At 72.3% G+C, this 17,418-nt stretch carries 17 protein-coding genes; 12 read left to right on the top strand and 5 right to left on the bottom strand.

Going from position 1 to position 17,418, the window contains the following annotated elements; translation table 11 throughout:
* The first annotated feature begins 2 nt into the window (after nt 1-2).
* Complete coding sequence (locus tag AB0D67_RS18720; protein WP_362936607.1) at nt 3-1,046, top strand: bifunctional 5,10-methylenetetrahydrofolate dehydrogenase/5,10-methenyltetrahydrofolate cyclohydrolase; 1,044 nt, start codon at nt 3-5, stop codon at nt 1,044-1,046.
* 122 nt (nt 1,047-1,168) lie between these two features.
* Here the strand turns inward: AB0D67_RS18720 and AB0D67_RS18725 are convergent, their stop codons facing one another.
* The gene (locus AB0D67_RS18725) at nt 1,169-1,528 is read right to left on the bottom strand and encodes a DUF1801 domain-containing protein (RefSeq protein ID WP_362936610.1); all 360 of its coding nucleotides are present in this window, start codon (nt 1,526-1,528) and stop codon (nt 1,169-1,171) included.
* Nucleotides 1,529-1,750: 222 nt separating this feature from the next.
* On the bottom strand, nt 1,751-2,326 hold the full coding sequence (locus tag AB0D67_RS18730) for a flavoprotein (RefSeq protein ID WP_362936613.1): 576 nt from the start codon (nt 2,324-2,326) through the stop codon (nt 1,751-1,753).
* Nucleotides 2,327-2,681: 355 nt separating this feature from the next.
* On the opposite strand from AB0D67_RS18730, the gene AB0D67_RS18735 reads away from it, so the two are divergent.
* The gene (locus tag AB0D67_RS18735) at nt 2,682-3,626 is read left to right on the top strand and encodes a GNAT family N-acetyltransferase (RefSeq protein WP_362936616.1); all 945 of its coding nucleotides are present in this window, start codon (nt 2,682-2,684) and stop codon (nt 3,624-3,626) included.
* A gap of 87 nt (nt 3,627-3,713) precedes the next feature.
* Here the strand turns inward: AB0D67_RS18735 and AB0D67_RS18740 are convergent, their stop codons facing one another.
* The gene (locus tag AB0D67_RS18740; RefSeq protein ID WP_362936619.1) at nt 3,714-4,523 is read right to left on the bottom strand and encodes an MBL fold metallo-hydrolase; all 810 of its coding nucleotides are present in this window, start codon (nt 4,521-4,523) and stop codon (nt 3,714-3,716) included.
* A 435-nt stretch (nt 4,524-4,958) separates the two neighbouring features.
* On the opposite strand from AB0D67_RS18740, the gene AB0D67_RS18745 reads away from it, so the two are divergent.
* Nucleotides 4,959-5,201 carry a cell division protein SepF gene (locus AB0D67_RS18745; RefSeq protein WP_362936622.1) on the top strand — a complete coding sequence of 81 codons (243 nt, stop codon included), beginning with the start codon at nt 4,959-4,961 and terminating at the stop codon, nt 5,199-5,201.
* Between the two features lie 103 nt (nt 5,202-5,304).
* On the opposite strand, the gene AB0D67_RS18750 is transcribed toward AB0D67_RS18745, so the two are convergent.
* Nucleotides 5,305-5,520 (bottom strand): hypothetical protein, encoded by a 216-nt coding sequence (locus AB0D67_RS18750; RefSeq protein ID WP_362936625.1) that lies wholly within the window; start codon nt 5,518-5,520, stop codon nt 5,305-5,307.
* A 148-nt stretch (nt 5,521-5,668) separates the two neighbouring features.
* On the opposite strand from AB0D67_RS18750, the gene epsC reads away from it, so the two are divergent.
* The 9 genes from epsC (at nt 5,669) to araA (ending at nt 16,219) form a co-directional block, all read left to right on the top strand.
* On the top strand, nt 5,669-6,439 hold the full coding sequence (epsC, locus tag AB0D67_RS18755) for a serine O-acetyltransferase EpsC (protein WP_362936628.1): 771 nt from the start codon (nt 5,669-5,671) through the stop codon (nt 6,437-6,439).
* A 108-nt stretch (nt 6,440-6,547) separates the two neighbouring features.
* Nucleotides 6,548-6,910, top strand: coding sequence for an ArsC/Spx/MgsR family protein (locus AB0D67_RS18760; RefSeq protein WP_362936631.1), 363 nt, complete (start codon nt 6,548-6,550; stop codon nt 6,908-6,910).
* Between the two features lie 639 nt (nt 6,911-7,549).
* The gene (locus AB0D67_RS18765; protein ID WP_362936634.1) at nt 7,550-8,533 is read left to right on the top strand and encodes an ABC transporter substrate-binding protein; all 984 of its coding nucleotides are present in this window, start codon (nt 7,550-7,552) and stop codon (nt 8,531-8,533) included.
* Nucleotides 8,534-8,624: 91 nt separating this feature from the next.
* Nucleotides 8,625-10,136, top strand: coding sequence for a sugar ABC transporter ATP-binding protein (locus AB0D67_RS18770; RefSeq protein ID WP_362936637.1), 1,512 nt, complete (start codon nt 8,625-8,627; stop codon nt 10,134-10,136).
* Entirely contained in the window at nt 10,133-11,236 is a 1,104-nt protein-coding gene (locus AB0D67_RS18775) for an ABC transporter permease (RefSeq protein WP_362936640.1), read from the top strand. Before AB0D67_RS18770 ends, AB0D67_RS18775 begins: the two co-directional genes overlap by 4 nt.
* The gene (yjfF, locus tag AB0D67_RS18780; RefSeq protein ID WP_362936643.1) at nt 11,233-12,222 is read left to right on the top strand and encodes a galactofuranose ABC transporter, permease protein YjfF; all 990 of its coding nucleotides are present in this window, start codon (nt 11,233-11,235) and stop codon (nt 12,220-12,222) included. Before AB0D67_RS18775 ends, yjfF begins: the two co-directional genes overlap by 4 nt.
* Before the next feature lie 58 nt (nt 12,223-12,280).
* Nucleotides 12,281-13,930, top strand: a complete 1,650-nt coding sequence (araB, locus tag AB0D67_RS18785; protein WP_362936646.1) for a ribulokinase — start codon at nt 12,281-12,283, stop codon at nt 13,928-13,930.
* A 133-nt stretch (nt 13,931-14,063) separates the two neighbouring features.
* A complete protein-coding gene (locus AB0D67_RS18790) occupies nt 14,064-14,741 on the top strand; it encodes an L-ribulose-5-phosphate 4-epimerase (RefSeq protein WP_362936649.1) in 678 nt (225 codons plus the stop codon).
* Nucleotides 14,738-16,219, top strand: coding sequence for an L-arabinose isomerase (araA, locus tag AB0D67_RS18795; protein ID WP_362936652.1), 1,482 nt, complete (start codon nt 14,738-14,740; stop codon nt 16,217-16,219). Before AB0D67_RS18790 ends, araA begins: the two co-directional genes overlap by 4 nt.
* Nucleotides 16,220-16,278: 59 nt before the next feature.
* Here araA and AB0D67_RS18800 read toward each other — a convergent pair whose 3' ends face one another.
* Complete coding sequence (locus AB0D67_RS18800; protein WP_362936655.1) at nt 16,279-17,334, bottom strand: saccharopine dehydrogenase NADP-binding domain-containing protein; 1,056 nt, start codon at nt 17,332-17,334, stop codon at nt 16,279-16,281.
* Nucleotides 17,335-17,418: the final 84 nt, after the last annotated feature.

Consider the following 17,418-nt stretch of genomic DNA (forward strand, 5'->3'; position numbering starts at 1 on the left):
ACATGTCCCAGCCTCCGTACGGTGACCCCGCGCCCGTTACCTCCGGCCCCCCTGGCCCTTTCGGTTCTCCCGGCTCCTCCGGCGACGCCGCGCCCACCGCTTCCGGCCCGTCCGGTTCTCCCACCGCCTCCGCCGTCTCCGGTGACGCCGCGCCCACCGCGCGGCTCCTTCCCGGCGGTCCGGTGGCCGAGCGGATCCTCGCCGAGGTGGCCGGACGGGTGGCCGCCCTGGTACGGCGGGGCGTCACGCCCGCCCTGGCGACGGTCCTCGTCGGCGACGACGACGCCAGCGCCGGATACATCCGCATCAAGCAGCGCCAGGCGGCCGAACTCGGCTTCGCCTCCCCGCACGCGCACCTGCCCGCGGACGCGACCCAGGCCGACCTGCACTCCGTCATCGAGTCCTTCAACGCCGACCCCGCGGTGCACGGGCTGCTCGTGCAGTACCCCGTCCCGGCGCACCTGGACTACGACCGGGCGCTGATGGCCGTGGACCCGGACAAGGACGTCGACGGCATGCACCCGCTCAACATGGGACGGCTCGCGCTCGGGCTGCCCGGTCCGCTGCCCTGCACCCCGGCGGGCATCGAGGAACTCCTCGCCCACCACAGCATCCCGGTGTCCGGCCGGGAGGTGGTCATCCTCGGCCGGGGGGCGACCCTCGGCCGCCCCCTGGCGATGCTGCTCGGGCAGAAGCGGCCCACGGCCAACGCGGCCGTCACGGTGGTCCACACCGGGGTGCCCGACTGGACCCGCTACACCCGGCGCGCCGACATCCTGATCGCCGCCGCCGGGGTGCCGGGCATCATCCGGCCCGAGCACGTCAAACCGGGCGCGGTCGTGATCGGCGGCGGCGTGCGCTACGCCGGACGCCGCCTGCTGCCCGACGTGGACGAGTCCTGCGCCCAGGTGGCCGGCGCCATCACCCCCAGGGTCGGCGGCGTGGGCCCGACGACCGTCGCCATGCTGTTCCGCAACGCGGTCGCGGCGGCGGAGCGCGCCACGGCCGCCGCGAACGGCTCCGGGGACCGGAGGATCTCAGGCTGACCGGTCCTCTGCGGGATCCGGGGGTCTCCGGCCGGCCGGTCCTCCGGGGGCCCTGGGGCCTCCGGTCGATCGGCCGGCCCGCCCGCGGCCGCGGCCGCGGGCGCGGGCGCGGGCCGGCTCCGTCACTGGTCCATGAGTTTGATCCAGTCGTTCACCAGCTTCTCAAGGGTCTCCCGACCGGCCTCCACCTCGGCCATGGAGTGGAACTTGACGTAGGCCCTGCCCTTGGGGCCCGCCTCCAGCAGTCCGGTCTCGTCGCTGAGCAGCGACCCCTTGTGGAAGATGACCGCGACGTAGTTCTTCACCCGGGGGTTGAGGCTGGCCATGTCCTCCTTGTAGAAGAAGCTGGGGCCGCCCCACTTGACGTCCTCCTCGATGTCAGGGCTCACCTTGGCGATGATGTCCCTGACGGCCACGATCTCGGCCTTCATCGGGTGGTCGAGCTTGCTCAGGAAATCGTCTACTTTCTTCGTGTCACCCATGGTCGAAACGGTATGCACGCGTGGTGCGCGCGGCCACTTCCTCCGCGTGATTCTGGGGTGTGGCGTTCCGATTCAGGGGTACTCCCGTCCGCCCGGTCCGGCGGGGATCCGGCGAGGGCGCTCCGGCCGCGTCAGGGCTCCGGGGCCGCGGTGAGGTGCTCCCTTTCCGGTCGCCGACCTGGTGGAGGCCCGTTCCGGGATACCCGGGGACCGCCCCGGGAATCAGGGGCCGCTCACCTCGCCGGGCGTCTCCCGGCGCAGCCGTCCGAGGGCGTCGAGGGCCCGCGCCCACGGCCGGTCCTCCGGGTCCCCGGTCCGGTCGTGGACGGCAGGGGAGCCGGACCCGTCCTGCCCCTGCCCGGACAGGATCGAGACGCCCTCTGCCCGCAGGCTCTCGACGCTCCGGCGGAAGGGCGCGCGGGAAGCGAGGGCGTCGTTGACGAACGGCAGTACGACCACCGGGATGCCCAGGCCCGGAGCCTCGGCGAGGAGCCCGAGGGCGTAGGTGTCGGCGATGCCCAGCGCGAACTTGTTGATCGTGTTGAAGGTGGCCGGGGCGACGATGATCGCGTCGGCTCGCGGAGGCTTGGGCTCGTCCGGCCTGCGGTAACGGCTGCGAACCGGACGGCCGGTCTGCCGTTCCAGGGCGGGGACGTCGATGAAGTCCAGGGCGGGCGGGGTGGCGACGATCTGGACGACCCACCCCTCTTCCTGGGCGAGCCGGACGAGGCGGCCGACCTCACCGGCCCCGCCGGAAGCGCACACGATGACGTACAGAACGCCGTTTACTGTGCTCATGGCGACACTTCGTGTCGCGGCTCGGGGGTTGTGTTCATGGCGACGCTGGCGCGTCGCGGCTCGGGGTAGTGCTCATTGCGACGCTGGCGCGTCGCGGCTCGGGGGCTCTTACCCGGTGTCTTCCCTCGTCTCTCCGCCGCTTCGCGGCTGCGTTCCTCAGTCCAGACACCGGCGCCCCCGAGCGGGTCCGGGCACCGGCATTCCTGAGGCGAGTCCGGGCAGCGGCGTTCCTGAGCGGGTCCGGGCAGCGGCGTTCCTGAGGTGGGTCCGGGCACTGGCACTCCTGAGCGGGTCCTTCGGTCCTGTCAGCGGTGTTGCTCGCGGGAGACTGGGTCGGGTGATGGGAGGGGACGAAGTGCACGATGTCATGGACATGGGAACGCCTCGGCGGCGGGGGGCCTTCCAGGCCGGGTCCGCCTGGCGGATCGAGCGGTGTGCGGCACTGGCCTGGCCGGCCGCGGTCACCGAGGAGCGGGAGGGGTGGCTGCTCCGGCACAGTCCGGGCGTGACGCGGCGGCGCTCCAACTCCGCGCTGCCGCCGCCCGCCCCCGTGACCTCGATCGAGCACGTGGAGAGGTTCTACCGCGACCGGGGCGCCCCGGTCCGCGTCCAGATCAGCCCGGCCGAGCACCACCGGGAGCTGGACGCCCGGCTGGCCGGCCTCGGCTACCGCGTCGAGAGCGGGGTCGCCGTCCTCTCCGCGCGCACCGAGGACGTCCTCGCCGCCACGTCGTCGGCCGGTACGGCGCCGGTGATCGGAGCGGCAGTGATCGGAGCAGCGGTGTCCACGGTATCGACGGCCGTGGAATGTGAGGTCGCGGCAGGTGAGGCCGGGACCGGGGAGGTCACGACGGACGAAACCGCGGAGGCGCACGCCGTACGAGCGGGTGCGGCGCGGTCCGTGCCGGTCGAGGTGGCGGGCGAGCCGGACCGGTGGCTCGCCGTCTTCGCGGACCTGGACGGCCACTCCGACAGCGAGACCGTCGGCAGGGAGGTCATCTCGCGGGTCGCCGGGCCCGCCGCCTTCCTGAGCGTCTCGCACGAGGGACGGGCCGCCTCGATGGGGATGGTCGTCGCCGACTCCGGCTGGGCCGGTGTCTTCTGCATGGCCACCCGGCCGGACCTGCGACGCCGGGGGCTGGCGGCCGCCGTGCTGGGGGCCGGCGCGCGCTGGGCGGCGGGACAGGGCGCCGACCGGCTGTACCTGCAGGTGGAGAAGGACAACCGGGCGGCCCTCGCCCTCTACGAGCGGATCGGTTTCATCTACTCACACGGCTACCACTTCCGGACCCTCCCCTGAGCCCGCCTCCGGGGCCGCTCGGAGGCCGCCGCCGGTGCCGCCGACGCCTCGCGGACGGCTGCGCGGACGGCGTCCGTTCGGAGCGCGTCAGGCGGTGGTGTGGCGCTGGAACTCCCACGGGTCGTGGGCGGAGAAGACCTCCACTTCGTCGCCGTGGTCACGGGTGAGGGCGCGCAGCCGGTCGCGGCTGCTCAGCCGCAGCCCGGGGTCGACCTGGGAGTCGTTCTGGAGGATGTCCATCAGCGGGTGCGGCTCCGGCTCCCCGGCCCGCAGCTCGCCGTGGTAGAAGTACGCGTCGCCCGCGTGCAGCAGCCACCGGTCCTGATCCCGTACGGCCACGCCCGCGTGACCGGCGGTGTGCCCGCCGAGCGGGACCAGCAGGATCTCCGGGGGCAGTCCTTCCAGGGTCCGCGCGCCGCCGAAGCCGAACCAGGACTCTCCTTCGCCCGCGCCGTAGGTGACCCAGTGCGGCCGGTGCGCCCAGTGCGCCGGGCGGTAGCGCCGGCTGGGGGCCTCGGCCATCGCCGCCCGCAGCTCCGCCTCCATGACGTGGACGCGGGCGTCCGGGAAGTCGGGCAGGCCGCCGCTGTGGTCGACGTCGAGGTGGGTCAGCACGATGTGCCGCACGTCGGCGGGCGAGTGGCCCAGGCGTTCGATGCGGCGCAGGGCGGTCTCCGCCGGGTCGAGTGCCGGCCCCACCAGCTCCGCCCACTCCGCCTCCAGTGAGGTCGCGGGGTCTCGGATGTCGCCGAGCCCGAGGCCGGTTTCGACGAGGACCAGGCCGTGGGCGTCGGTCTCGATCAGCAGGCAGTGGCAGACGGCTGCCGCGGGCCGCGGGCCGTCGTAGGTGGCCTCGACCTCGCGCATGGAACTGCAGTTGAGGTGGTGGATCTTCATCGGTGTCCTTCCGTACGGGGCGGCGGAGATCATGCCGCGTTGTGCCCCGTGTCCGAGTGCATGGTGTGACGTCGCGTCGGTGTGGGTGTGTGGCAGGGCTCCGGAGGAGCCCGGAGCCGGCGAGGAGTGCTCCGTCTGGCGCGTGCGACGTCCTCGGCTCGGCTCGCGCCATGCCGTAGACGCTAGACCGATCGGTTCATTAATTTCAAGTAGACCGATCTACCTATTTTTAGAATCCTCGGGGGCCTTCGACCCAGGACGCCGGGGCGCGGGCGGTGACCGGACATCGCGCGTCACGTTCGGCCACCGCTTCCGGCGTGCCGGCCTCGGCCACCGCTTCGGGCGCGCCGCGTTCGGCGGCCGCATCCGGCGTGCCGCGTCCGGACGCATCCCGGCGCGCCTTGACCGGGGCCGTGAACAGGGCAGACTGGAGCGGTGATCAAGACGCTCCGCCCGCAGAACTACAACGAGGCGCTCCACGTGGGGCACTTCTTCCGCACGGGCACGCCGGTGGTGATGGACCTCACCGAGCTGCCGGACGACGAGGCCAAACAGTTCGTCGACTTCGCCGCCGGCCTGGTGTTCGGCAGGAGAGGGGACATGGACCGGCTCTCTCCCAAGGTGTTCCTGCTCATGCCCGCCGGGATGGCCGCCCCCGCCGATGACGGGGTCCGATAGGCGGCTGACGGGAAACGGCCTCCGGGCGGCCGTCGTGCCGTTCCCGAGGCGACCACCGGGCGCTCACCGTGGCGTTCCCCGGTGGCACCCGGCGGGCGTCGGCTCAGGGATGACGTCTGTCGGCCCGCCGCATCTCCTGGATGAGCGGCCTCGTGTCGACGCCGCCGTACGTCCGGTGGAGCCGGGCGCCTCTCAGGAGGCTGGACGGCACGGAGATCCGCCGGTGCCCGGGGCGTCCCCTGGACCTGAGGATGTCAGCGGCCCAGATCGCCCCCGCCCCGCCGAACAGGACGACGAGGACCCATGTGAACGCGTTCATTCCACATCCCTTCCAGGGATCGGGTGAACCGTGTGCCTTCCCTGCGATCAACGGTAACTCCCGGCCCTGCCGGGCGCGATCGTCGCGCCGCCGGCGGCCGGGGACCGCGCCGTCACATGATCCGCACACCGTGAGAACGGATGGCGGCATGCGGGCACGCGCGAAGAAGCGGGCCGGATCCGGCGCCCCCGACGATGAGGTGATGTACCAGCCCCACCCGGCACACGGGAGCCCCGCCGAGCCGACGCCGCGCGGAGACCGCCCCCGGGAGTTGCTGCGCACCCTGGGGGAGGACCTGCGGACGATCGTCGAGCGGGACCCGTCCGTCCGCAGCCGGTGGGAGGCGCTGCTGCACCCGGTGCTGCCGGCGATGTGGCTGCACCGGATCGCCCACCGGCTCCACCGGCGCGGCCGGCGGCTGCCCGCCCGGCTGCTGATGCTCCTCGCGCGCGGGTTCACCGGGGTGGAGATCCACCCCGGTGCGGTGCTCGGGCGCAGGGTGTTCGTCGACCACGGAGCGGCGGTGGTGATCGGGGAGACCGCCGTCGTGGGCGACGACGTGACCATCTACCACCAGGTGACGCTGGGCGCGGTCGGGTGGTGGCGCGACAACCGGCGGGCCGCTGGGGAGCGGCGGCACCCGGTGATCGGCGCCCGCGTGGTGCTGGGCGTCGGCGCGACCGTCCTCGGCCCGGTGCACGTGGGAGACGACGCCGTCATCGGGGCACGGGCGCTCGTTCTCGGAGACGTGCCCGCCGGCGGGCGGGCCCTCGCCCCGGTCAGGGCCGTGTCACCGGGGCCGGTGGCCCCGGCGGTGCCGCCGGGGCCGCGCCGGGGGTGGGCCCCGCGGCCGGGACGTCCCGGCGCGGGTCATGCGCAGGCGCACGCCGGGGCGGGCGAGGCGACCGGAACGACGTGACCGCGTCCGGATGGACATCTTCCCGCCGGTCGCCTCTACGCTGCTGGGAAGACCCGCTCCCCGAGTTCCCGCCGCGTACCCGCCGCCCAGGCGCCGAAGGATGACCATATGGAGATCTGGATCAACCCCGACTGCTCCAAGTGCCGTTCCGCGCTGTCCGTCCTTGATTCCGAGCGGGCCGGTTACACCGTCCGCCGGTATCTGGAGGACCCGCCCAATGAGCTGGAGCTCCGCGAGGTGCTGACCCGGCTCGGCCTCGACCCCTGGGACATCGCCCGGCTGGGCGAGCCCGTGGCCGCCGAGATCGGCTTGGCCGACTGGCCCCGTACCCCCGCGGACCGCGACCGCTGGATCCGGGCGCTGGCCGCCCATCCCGTCCTGATCCAGCGCCCCATCATCACCACCGACGACGGATCGGCCGTCGTCGGCCGCAGCGAGGAGGCCGTCCGCTCGGTGCTCCCGCGCCGGTAGCCGTCGCCGGCCCGATGCCGGCCGGCGGCGGAGCGCCCGTCGCCGCCGACCGGCACCGGACCGGCCGAGCCGGTCCGCGGTCGACGCGCGGCCGGTGAGGGGGTGCCGAACCCGTCGGCGTGCCTGACGCGGGCGCGTCGAACCCGCCGTCGCGCCCGGGTGCCGGACCGGCCGGACCGGTCGTCGTGGCCGGTCGGTGAATCACGGCGGATGGAATTCACGGCGGCGCCGGCCCGGTGGAATTCGGGCAGTACGGAGTCCGACGGCGGGCACTGCGGAAAACCGCTCCGTCTCGTGTGCCCGGGTACGGCGATCCCGGCCGTCCGGCCTCTCTCACCTGCGACGTCGCTGCCGTCCGGATGTCGGCGACCTACCTGACCGTCCGGTAGTGAGCGCTAACATCCAGGGCCCGAATCCCATTTAAGAGTGCTTCGGCGGGAACGTCAACGGGTGTTAACGGATTATTTCGGTGTGATCAGAACGTAACCGGGGCCCACCTTGACGACAACTAATGTTAACGCTCACAGTTTTCTCAGGCCGAACGCGACGAGCATTCGGCGGGGCCGAGCGCCGGGCATCGAAGCCGGGCGAAGGGGGGAGCTCCGTCGTCCCGGCACTGACACCCAGAAAGGAACCCCCGTGTTCAAGAGGATCTCGGCGCTGGTCCTGGTCGGCGTCACGACACTGGCCATGGCCGGTTGCAGTGGTTCGGGCGGCTCCGGCGGTTCGGGCGGCTCGTCCGACGGAAAGATCGTCATGGGCTTCGCCCAGGTCGGCGCGGAAAGCGGCTGGCGAACCGCCAACACCAAGTCGGTCCAGGAGTCCGCCCAGTCGGCGGGCGTCGACCTGAAGTTCTCCGACGCTCAGCAGAAGCAGGAGAACCAGATCAAGGCGATCCGCTCCTACATCCAGCAGAAGGTCGACGTCATCGCCTTCTCACCGGTCGTCGAATCGGGCTGGGACACCGTGCTGAACGAGGCGAAGAATGCCAAGATCCCGGTCATCCTGACCGACCGGGCCGTGGATTCGAAGGACACGAGCCTCTACAAGACCTTCCTCGGCTCCGACTTCACCGAGGAGGGCAAGAAGGCCGGCCAGTGGCTGGTCGACCAGTACAAGGACGGCACCGACCAGGTGAACATCGTCCAGCTCGAGGGCACGACGGGCTCCGCCCCGGCCAACGACCGCAAGGCGGGCTTCGAGCAGGTCATCTCCGCCGACCCCAAGTTCAAGGTCATCGCCTCGCAGACCGGCGACTTCACCCGGGCCAAGGGCAAGGAGGTCATGGAGGCGTTCCTCAAGGCCAACCCGAAGATCGACGTCCTGTACGCGCACAACGACGACATGGCGCTCGGCGCGATCGAGGCCATCGAGGGCGCCGGCAAGGCGCCCGGCAAGGACATCAAGATCATTTCGGTGGACGCGGTCCACGACGGCATGCAGGCGCTGGCCGACGGCAAGATCAGCTTCATCGTCGAGTGCAGCCCGCTGCTCGGCCCCCAGCTCATGGACCTGGCCAAGAAGGTCGTGAAGGGCGAGCAGGTTCCCGCCCGCGTCGTGACGGAGGAGACCACCTTCACCCAGGAGCAGGCGAAGGAGGCTCTGCCGGGCCGTAAGTACTGATCCCGGACCGGGTCGCCCCCGCGGGACGGGGGCGGCCCGCCGGCCGGCGAGGACAGCCGGTGAGCACAGCCGACGAGGAGAGAGACGCCACATGGCCCCACCCGCGCCGATCCTGCGGATGAAAGGGATCGGCAAACAGTTCCCCGGCGTGAAGGCGCTGGACGGCGTGGACTTCCGGCTGCTGCCCGGCGAGGTCCACGCGCTCATGGGAGAGAACGGCGCCGGCAAGTCCACGCTGATCAAGGTGCTGACCGGCGTGTACGACATCGACGCCGGCGAGATCGAGCTGGCGGGCCGTCCGGTGGTCTTCTCCGGCCCGCAGGCCGCCCGGGAGGCCGGCATCAGCACGGTCTACCAGGAGGTCAACCTCTGCCCGAACCTCTCCGTCACCGAGAACGTCGTCATCGGCCGGGAGCCCCGCCGCCTCGGCCGCATCCGGTGGAAGGAGGCCCGCCGCCGGGCCGCCGAACTGCTGGGCCGTCTCGACCTCCACATCGACGTGTCGGCCCCCCTGTCGGCGTACTCGCCGGCCGTGCAGCAGATGGTGTCCATCGCCAGGGCCCTGGACGTCGACGCCCGGGTCCTCATCCTCGACGAGCCGACCTCCAGCCTCGACTCCGGCGAGGTCGCGCAGCTGTTCCGGGTGATGCGGCGGCTGAAGGAGCAGGGCATCGCGATCCTGTTCGTCTCGCACTTCCTCGACCAGATCTACGAGATCGCCGACCGCATGACGGTCCTGCGCAACGGCCGGCTCGTGGGGGAGTACCTCACGAGCGAGCTGAGCCAGGTGGACCTGGTCGGCAAGATGATCGGTCGCGAGCTCGCCGACCTGGAGCGGCTGGAGGACAGGCCGCCGGCCAGGGAGGGCGCGCCGCTCGTGGAGACGGACGGGCTCGGCCGGTCCAGGGCGATCGAGCCGTTCACGCTGACCATCCGGGAAGGCGAGGTGGTCGGCCTGGCCGGGCTGCTCGGCTCCGGCCGTACCGAGATCGCCCGGCTACTGTTCGGCGCCGACCACGCGGGCACCGGCTCGCTGCGGATCGCGGGAGAGCCGGTCGGGCTGCGCACGCCCCGGGCGGCGATCCGCCACCGGCTCGCCTTCTGCTCCGAGAACCGGCGCGAGGAGGGGCTCGTGCCCGACCTCACCGTGCGGGAGAACATCGTCCTCGCGCTGCAGGCGTCCCGCGGGTGGACCCGGCCGATCCCCCGGCGCAGACAGGACGAGCTGGTCGCCAAGTACGTCTCCGCGCTGAACATCCGCCCGGCCGACCCCGAGCAGCTCGTCAGGAACCTCAGCGGCGGCAACCAGCAGAAGGTGCTGCTGGCCCGCTGGCTCATCCTGGAGCCCCGGCTGCTCATCCTCGACGAGCCCACCCGCGGCATCGACATCGGCGCGAAGGCGGAGATCCAGCGCCTGGTGGCCGAGCTGTCCGGCGGCGGGATGGCCGTGCTGTTCATCTCCGCCGAGCTGGAGGAGGTCCTGCGGCTCAGCCACCGGGTCGGCGTGCTGCGCGACCGTCGCCTCGTCGCCGAGATCGACAACGACGAGCGGCTGACCACCGGCGCCCTGATGGAGACGATCGCGAGCGGAGCCGCGTCATGACCGCACCCGCACCCGCACCCTCCTCCGCTTCCGCGCCCGCGTCCGCCTCGCCCGGACGCCGCCTGCTCGGGCACCGCCTGTTGTGGCCCGTCGTGATCCTGGCGGCGCTGCTGCTGGTCAACCTGGTGTTCACCGACGGCTTCTTCAGGATCGAGCTCAAGGACGGCCACCTCTACGGCAGCCTGATCGACATCGTCAGGTTCGGCGCGCCGCTGATCCTCGTGGCGCTGGGCATGACGCTGGTCATCGCGACCCGCGGTATCGACCTGTCGGTGGGCTCGGTCGTGGCGATCTCCGGAGCCCTCGCGTGCCTGCAGATCAGTGACCTCGGAGACCAGAACTCGGTGGGCGGCGTGCTGGGGGCGGTCGGCGTCGCCCTCGCGCTCTCGGTGGTGCTCGGCGCCTGGAACGGCCTGCTCGTCGCGACCGTGGGCGTCCAGCCCATCATCGCGACGCTGATCCTCATGGTCGCCGGGCGCGGCCTCGCCCAGCTCATCACCGACGGTCAGATCATCACGATCAACAGCGCGCCGTACAAGCTGATCGGCGGGGGTTACTGGCTCACGCTGCCGTTCGGGATCATCATCGTGCTCGCGGTGCTGGCGCTGACCGCGTTCCTCACCCGGCGGCTCGCCCTCGGCCTGCTCATCGAGTCGGTCGGCGGCAACGCCGAGGCGAGCCGGCTGGCCGGCATCAGCGCGCGCGGGGTGCTCCTGACCGTCTACACGTTCTGCGCGCTGTGCGCGGGGATCGCCGGGCTCATGATCAGCTCGAACGTCTCCAGCGCCGACGGCAACAACGCCGGCCTGTGGATCGAGCTGGACGCGATCCTGGCGGTCGTGATCGGCGGCACCCCGCTGTCGGGCGGGCGGTTCTCCATCGGCGGCACCGTGCTGGGCGCGCTCATCATCCAGACGCTGACCACCACCATCTACTCGATCGGCGTTCCGCCGGAGACGACGCTGCTGTTCAAGGCGCTCGTGGTGACCGTCGTCTGCCTGATCCAGTCCCCGGCCTTCCGCGCGAAGGTCTTCCACCGGCGCCGCCGCCCCGCCGGTGCGTCCCCGGTGGCGGAAGAGAAGGTGAGGGTCTCGGCATGACCGTCGCGACAGTCCCGGGCCGCCGGCTCCGGGTCCGGGTGCCGCGCAGGTACGTCCCGGTCCTGGTCACGGCCGCGCTGTTCCTCGCCATGTTCGCCGCGGGGGGCATCCGGTACGAGGGGTTCGCCACCGGGCAGATCATCCTCAACGTCTTCATCGACAACGCGTTCCTGCTGGTCGTGGCCGTCGGGATGACCTTCGTGATCCTCGCGGGCGGCATCGACCTGTCGGTCGGCTCGGTGGTGGCGCTGTCCACCATGGTCGCCGCGACGCTGCTGAAACAGGGCTGGTCCCCCTGGCCGGTGATGCTGATCGTGCTGCTCATCGGGGCGGTCCTCGGCCTCGGCATGGGCGCGATCATCCACTACTTCGAGATCCAGCCGTTCATCGTGACGCTGGCCGGGATGTTCCTGGCCCGCGGCCTGTGCTACACGATCGACACCCGGTCGATCCCCATCGAGGACCCGGTGTTCACCGCGTTCGCGCAGACGCGGATCGACCTCGGCGCGGACATGTGGATCTCGCACGGCGTGCTGGTCGCCGCCGCCGTGGTCGTCGTGGCGGGGTACACGCTCCACTACACCCGGCTCGGCAGGAACGTGTACGCCACCGGCGGGAACGAGCAGTCGGCGCTGCTCATGGGCCTCCCGGTGGCGCGGACGAAGATCGCCGTCTACACGGTCAGCGGCTTCTGCTCCGCCCTCGGCGGCCTGGTGCTGTCGTTCTACATGCTGTCCGGGTACGGCCTGCACGCGGTCGGGATGGAGCTCGACGCGATCGGCGCCGTCGTGATCGGCGGCACCCTGCTGACCGGCGGCTCCGGCTACCTGTTCGGCACCGTGCTGGGCGTGCTCGTGCTCGGCCTGATCCAGACGATCATCAGCTTCGAGGGCACGCTGAACTCCTGGTGGACGCGGATCCTCATCGGCCTGCTTCTGTTCGTCTTCATCCTGATGCAACGCCTGATCACGGCTCGCAGGCGGTAGCCGCCGGGAAGTCCCCACCGTCGGTCCGAAAGATCGCGTGACGAGTTTTGGAGAGCATGTGAGCGGTAACGGCGAGCGCTACGTCGTCGGCGTCGACTTCGGGACCCTGTCGGGCAGGGCCGTGGTGGTGCGGGTGAGCGACGGCGCGGAGCTGGGCGGCGCGGTCCACGAGTACGCCCACGGGGTGATCGAGGACGCCCTCCCCGGGTCGGGCGTCCGGCTCGGCCCCGACTGGGCGCTGCAGTCGCCCCAGGACTGGATCGACGTGCTGCGGCACGCCGTACCGGAGGCCCTGGCGGCGTCGGGGGTCCCGCCGGAGCAGGTGATCGGCGTCGGCACCGACTTCACGGCCTGCACGGTGCTGCCCGCCACCGCGGACGGCGTCCCGCTGTGCGAGTCGCGGCCCGACCGGCCGCACGCCTGGCCCAAGCTGTGGAAGCACCACGCGGCGCAGCCGCACGCCGACCGGATCAACGCGCTGGCCGCCGAGCGCGGCGAGCCCTGGCTGCCCCGGTACGGCGGCCGGATCTCCTCCGAGTGGGAGTTCGCCAAGGGTCTCCAGGTCCTGGAGGAGGACCCGGAGACCTACGCGCTGGCCGAACGCTGGATCGAGGCCGCCGACTGGATCATCTGGCAGCTCACCGGCGTGGAGACCCGCAACGTCTGCACCGCCGGCTACAAGGGCGTCTTCCAGGACGGCGGCTACCCTTCCGACGGCTTCCTGGCCGCGCTCAACCCCGCCTTCGCCGGTTTCACCGGCAAACTCGGCCGGGAGCTCGCGCCGCTCGGCGGCCTCGCCGGTCGGCTGACCGCGCGGGCCGCCGGGTGGACGGGCCTGCCCGAGGGTGTCGCGGTGGCCGTCGGCAACGTCGACGCGCACGTCACCGCGACCGCCGCCGACGCGGTCCGGCCCGGCCAGATGGTCGCCATCATGGGCACCTCCACCTGCCACGTCATGTGCTCCGACCGCCTGGCCGAGGTGCCCGGGATGTGCGGGGTGGTGCGCGACGGCATCGTGCCCGGCCTGTGGGGCTACGAGGCCGGTCAGTCGGCCGTCGGCGACATCCTCGCCTGGTACGTGGACAACTGCGTGCCCGCGCCGTACGCCGGGCGGGCGGCGGAGCGGGGTCTCGGCCTCCACGAGTACCTGACGGAGCTGGCCGCGGAGCAGAACGTCGGGCAGCACGGGCTGGTCGCGCTCGACTGGCACGGCGGCAACCGCTCCATCCTGGTCGACCACACCCTATCCGGCGTGATCGCCGGGCAGACGCTCGCCACCCGGCCGGAGGACGTCTACCGCGCGCTCATCGAGGCCACCGCGTACGGCGCCCGCCTGATCGTGGAGACGTTCGAGTCCTCCGGCGTGCCGGTGGAGGAGTTCGTGGTCGCCGGCGGCCTGCTGAGGAACCCCTTCCTCATGCAGGTCTATGCCGACGTGCTGCGCCGGCCGCTGTCGGTGATCGGCTCCGGCCAGGGGCCGGCCCTCGGCTCGGCGATCCACGCGGCCGTCGCCGCGGGCGCCCACCCCGACATCACGGCGGCCGCGGCGGCGATGGGAAAGCGCGTCACCGACGCCTACCTGCCCGACGAGAAGCGGGCCGACGCCTACGACCGGCTGTACGCCGAGTACCGCCGGCTGCACGACCACTTCGCGGACGGCGGCATGCTGCACCGGCTCCGCGCGATCAGGAACGAGGCGAGCGCGTGAGCGGCGACCGGAGACGGGGCGGGCGCGTGAGCGGCGACCAGGGACAGGACGAGCGTGTGAGCGGCCACCGGGAACGGGACGAGCGCCCAGGGCGCGACCGGAACGAGGAGAAGCGTGTGATCGGGGCGGGCTCATGAGCGGGGACAGGCGTGTGATCGAGGAGCTGCGGGAGACCGTCTGCCGCCTCCATACCGAGCTGGTCCGCTACGGCCTCGTGGCGTGGACCGCGGGGAACATCTCCGGGCGGGTGCCCGGGGCGGACCTTTTCGTCATCAAGCCCAGCGGCGTCTCGTACGACGACCTGACCCCGGAGTCGATCGTCGTGTGCGACCTCTCCGGCGAACTCGTCGAGGGGACGCTCGCGCCGTCCAGCGACACCGCCGCGCACGCCTATGTCTACCGGCACATGCCGGAGGTGAACGGGGTGGTGCACACCCACTCCACGTACGCCTCCGCCTGGGCGGCCCGGGACGAGCCGATCCCCTGCGTGCTGACCGCGATGGCCGACGAGTTCGGCGGCGAGATCCCGGTCGGGCCGTTCGCGCTGATCGGCGGCGACGACATCGGCAAGGGCATCGTGGAGACCCTGACCGGGCACCGCTCCCGCGCGGTCCTCATGCGCAACCACGGGGTCTTCACGATCGGCGAGTCGCCGAAGGCGGCCGTCAAGGCGGCCGTGATGTGCGAGGACGTCGCCCGCACCGTGCACGTCTCCCGCCAGCTCGGCACCCCTGTGCCGATCGCCCCGGGCGACGTCGACAGCCTGTACGACCGCTACCAGAACGTCTACGGACAGAGGAGTCACCGGTGAAGCTATGGTTCCTGACCGGCAGCCAGGGCCTGTACGGCGAGGACACGCTGCGCCAGGTGGCCGGGCAGTCCCGCGAGATCGCCGGGAAGCTGGGTGAGTCGCTGCCGTTCGAGGTGGAGTGGCGGCCGGTGCTCACCGACGCGGCGGCCATCCGCCGGGTGTGCCTGGAGGCGAACGCCGACGACGACTGCGCCGGCCTGATCGCGTGGATGCACACGTTCTCCCCGGCCAAGATGTGGATCGCCGGGCTCGACGCGCTGCGCAAGCCGCTGCTGCACCTGCACACGCAGGCCAACGTCGAGCTGCCGTGGAGCTCCATCGACATGGACTTCATGAACCTCAACCAGGCCGCGCACGGCGACCGCGAGTTCGGTCACATCCAGACCAGGCTCGGGGTGCCGCGCAAGACCGTCGCCGGGCACGTCAGCGACCCCGCCGTGGCGGCGCGCGTCGCGGCGTGGGCGCGCGCCGCCGCCGGGAGGGCCGAGCTGACCTCCCTCCGGCTCGCCCGGTTCGGCGACAACATGCGCGACGTGGCGGTGACCGAGGGCGACAAGGTCGAGGCGCAGCTCAGGTTCGGCGTGTCGGTCAACACCTACGGCGTCAACGACCTGGTCGAGGCCGTGGACTCCGCGTCGGACGCCGAGGTGGGCGCGCTGGTCAAGGAGTACGAGGACGTCTACCGGGTGGCCCCCGAGCTGCGCGCGGACGGCGGGCGGCACGACTCCCTGCGTTACGCGGCCCGCATCGAGCTGGGCCTGCGCGCCTTCCTGGAGGCCGGCGGCTTCCGGGCGTTCACCACGAACTTCGAGGACCTCGGCGGGCTGCGGCAGCTTCCGGGGCTCGCCGTACAGCGCCTCATGGCCGACGGCTACGGCTTCGGCGGCGAGGGCGACTGGAAGACCTCGGTGCTGCTGCGCACGCTGAAGGTGATGTCGGCCGGGCTGCCGGGCGGCACCTCGTTCATGGAGGACTACACCTACCACCTCACCCCGGGGGAGGAGCTGATCCTCGGCGCGCACATGCTGGAGGTCTGCCCCACCATCGCCGAGGACACGCCCTCGTGCGAGATCCACCCGCTGGGCATCGGCGGCCGGGAGGACCCGGTGCGGCTGGTGTTCGACGCCCGGCCCGGACCGGCCGTGGTGATCGGCCTGGCCGACATGGGCGACCGGTTCCGCCTGGTGGCCAACGAGATCGACGTCGTCGCCCCGCCGGAGCCGCTGCCGAACCTGCCGGTCGCCCGCGCCGTCTGGCGGCCGCGGCCCGACATGCGGACCTCCACCGAGTCGTGGCTGACGGCCGGCGCGCCGCACCACACCGTGCTGTCCGCGGCGGTCGGGGCCGAGGAGCTCACCGACCTCTCCGACATGCTCGGCGTCGAGCTGCTCGTCATCGACGCCGAGACCACCTCCCGGCGGTTCGCCAAGGAACTGCGCTGGAACCAGGCGTACTACCGGCTCGCGCAGGGATTCTGACACGCCCGCGGCGGCCGGCGAGGGGGAGCTCGCCGGTCGCCGCGGTTCCGGAGGACCCGCTATGGAAGCGGCTCGAAGGAGATGTGAGGGGCCAGCGCGCGGAGGAAGTCGGCGGCGTCGAAGATCTCGCCGGCGGAGGCGACGCCGGCCGTCCCGGCCCGCCCGGTGAGGACGCGCTCGACCGCCTCCACCGCGAGCGGCGCGGTGACGGCGTAGATGTCCCGACCGCTCGCCACGGCGCGCCGTTCGGCGCCGCCGGAGCGCACGACGACGTCGACGAGGAAGGTCTGCGCGGACCGCCCGTGCTCGTCGACCGGGGCCGGCGCCGGAGTGTCCGGGTCCGACAGGTCCCTGGCGGCCTCGGCCGTCATGTAGGTGCGCACCTCGGGGATGGGCAGGTGGCTGGGGATGGTCACGACGTCGGCCATCGTGAACTCCCCGATGACGGTCCGGGGGCCCATCGGGCTGGGGAAGGGCCACTCCAGGACCGGCAGCTCGTCGTCGTGGTACTCCAGCCGGCCGTTCGTGTGACGGACGCGCCGCCCGCCCCGCCGCTCCCCGGAGACCACGCCCGCGGCGCGGGTCCCGGGGGTGGGGTGCCAGCTGTCCAGCCCGTACGCGACGTGCGCCTCGTCGGCCTCGGTCCAGTCGCCCATCGCGGCGGTGGCCAGCAGGTCGCCGAGGCCGCCGTAGAAGGCCATCGCGGGGACGACCGCCACCCCCGCGTCGCGGGCGCGGTCCGCGAAGCGCGCGAAGGTGTCGGCGTTGGCCTCGATCTCGGCCGCCACGTCCACGTACGGGATCCCGGCGCGCAGCGCCGCCTCGATCACCGGGGCGGCCGTGGCGGCGAAGGGCCCGGCACAGTTGATCACGGCCGCCGCGCCGGTCAGCGCGCGGTCGAGCGAGGCCGGGTCGCCGACCGACGCCGGGCGAACCTCCAGCCGGGTTCCGGACGCCATCGCCTCCAGCTTTCCGCTGTCACGGCCGGACAGGACCGGGACGAACCCGCGTTCCCGCAGCCGCGCCACCACGAAGCGCCCGGTGTGCCCGTACGCGCCGAACACCGCCACCCTGAGTCCCGACGCCCCCGACGCCTCTGATGTCCCCGATGCCATGGCTTCTCTCCTCGCACTCGAACGCCCTGCCGCGATCCGTGGTGAACATCCTGGTGACGGCGGGCGTCCCACCGTGAGTGTCCG

It is taken from the genome of Streptosporangium sp. NPDC048047 (assembly GCF_040653115.1).
Lineage (GTDB): Bacteria > Actinomycetota > Actinomycetes > Streptosporangiales > Streptosporangiaceae > Streptosporangium.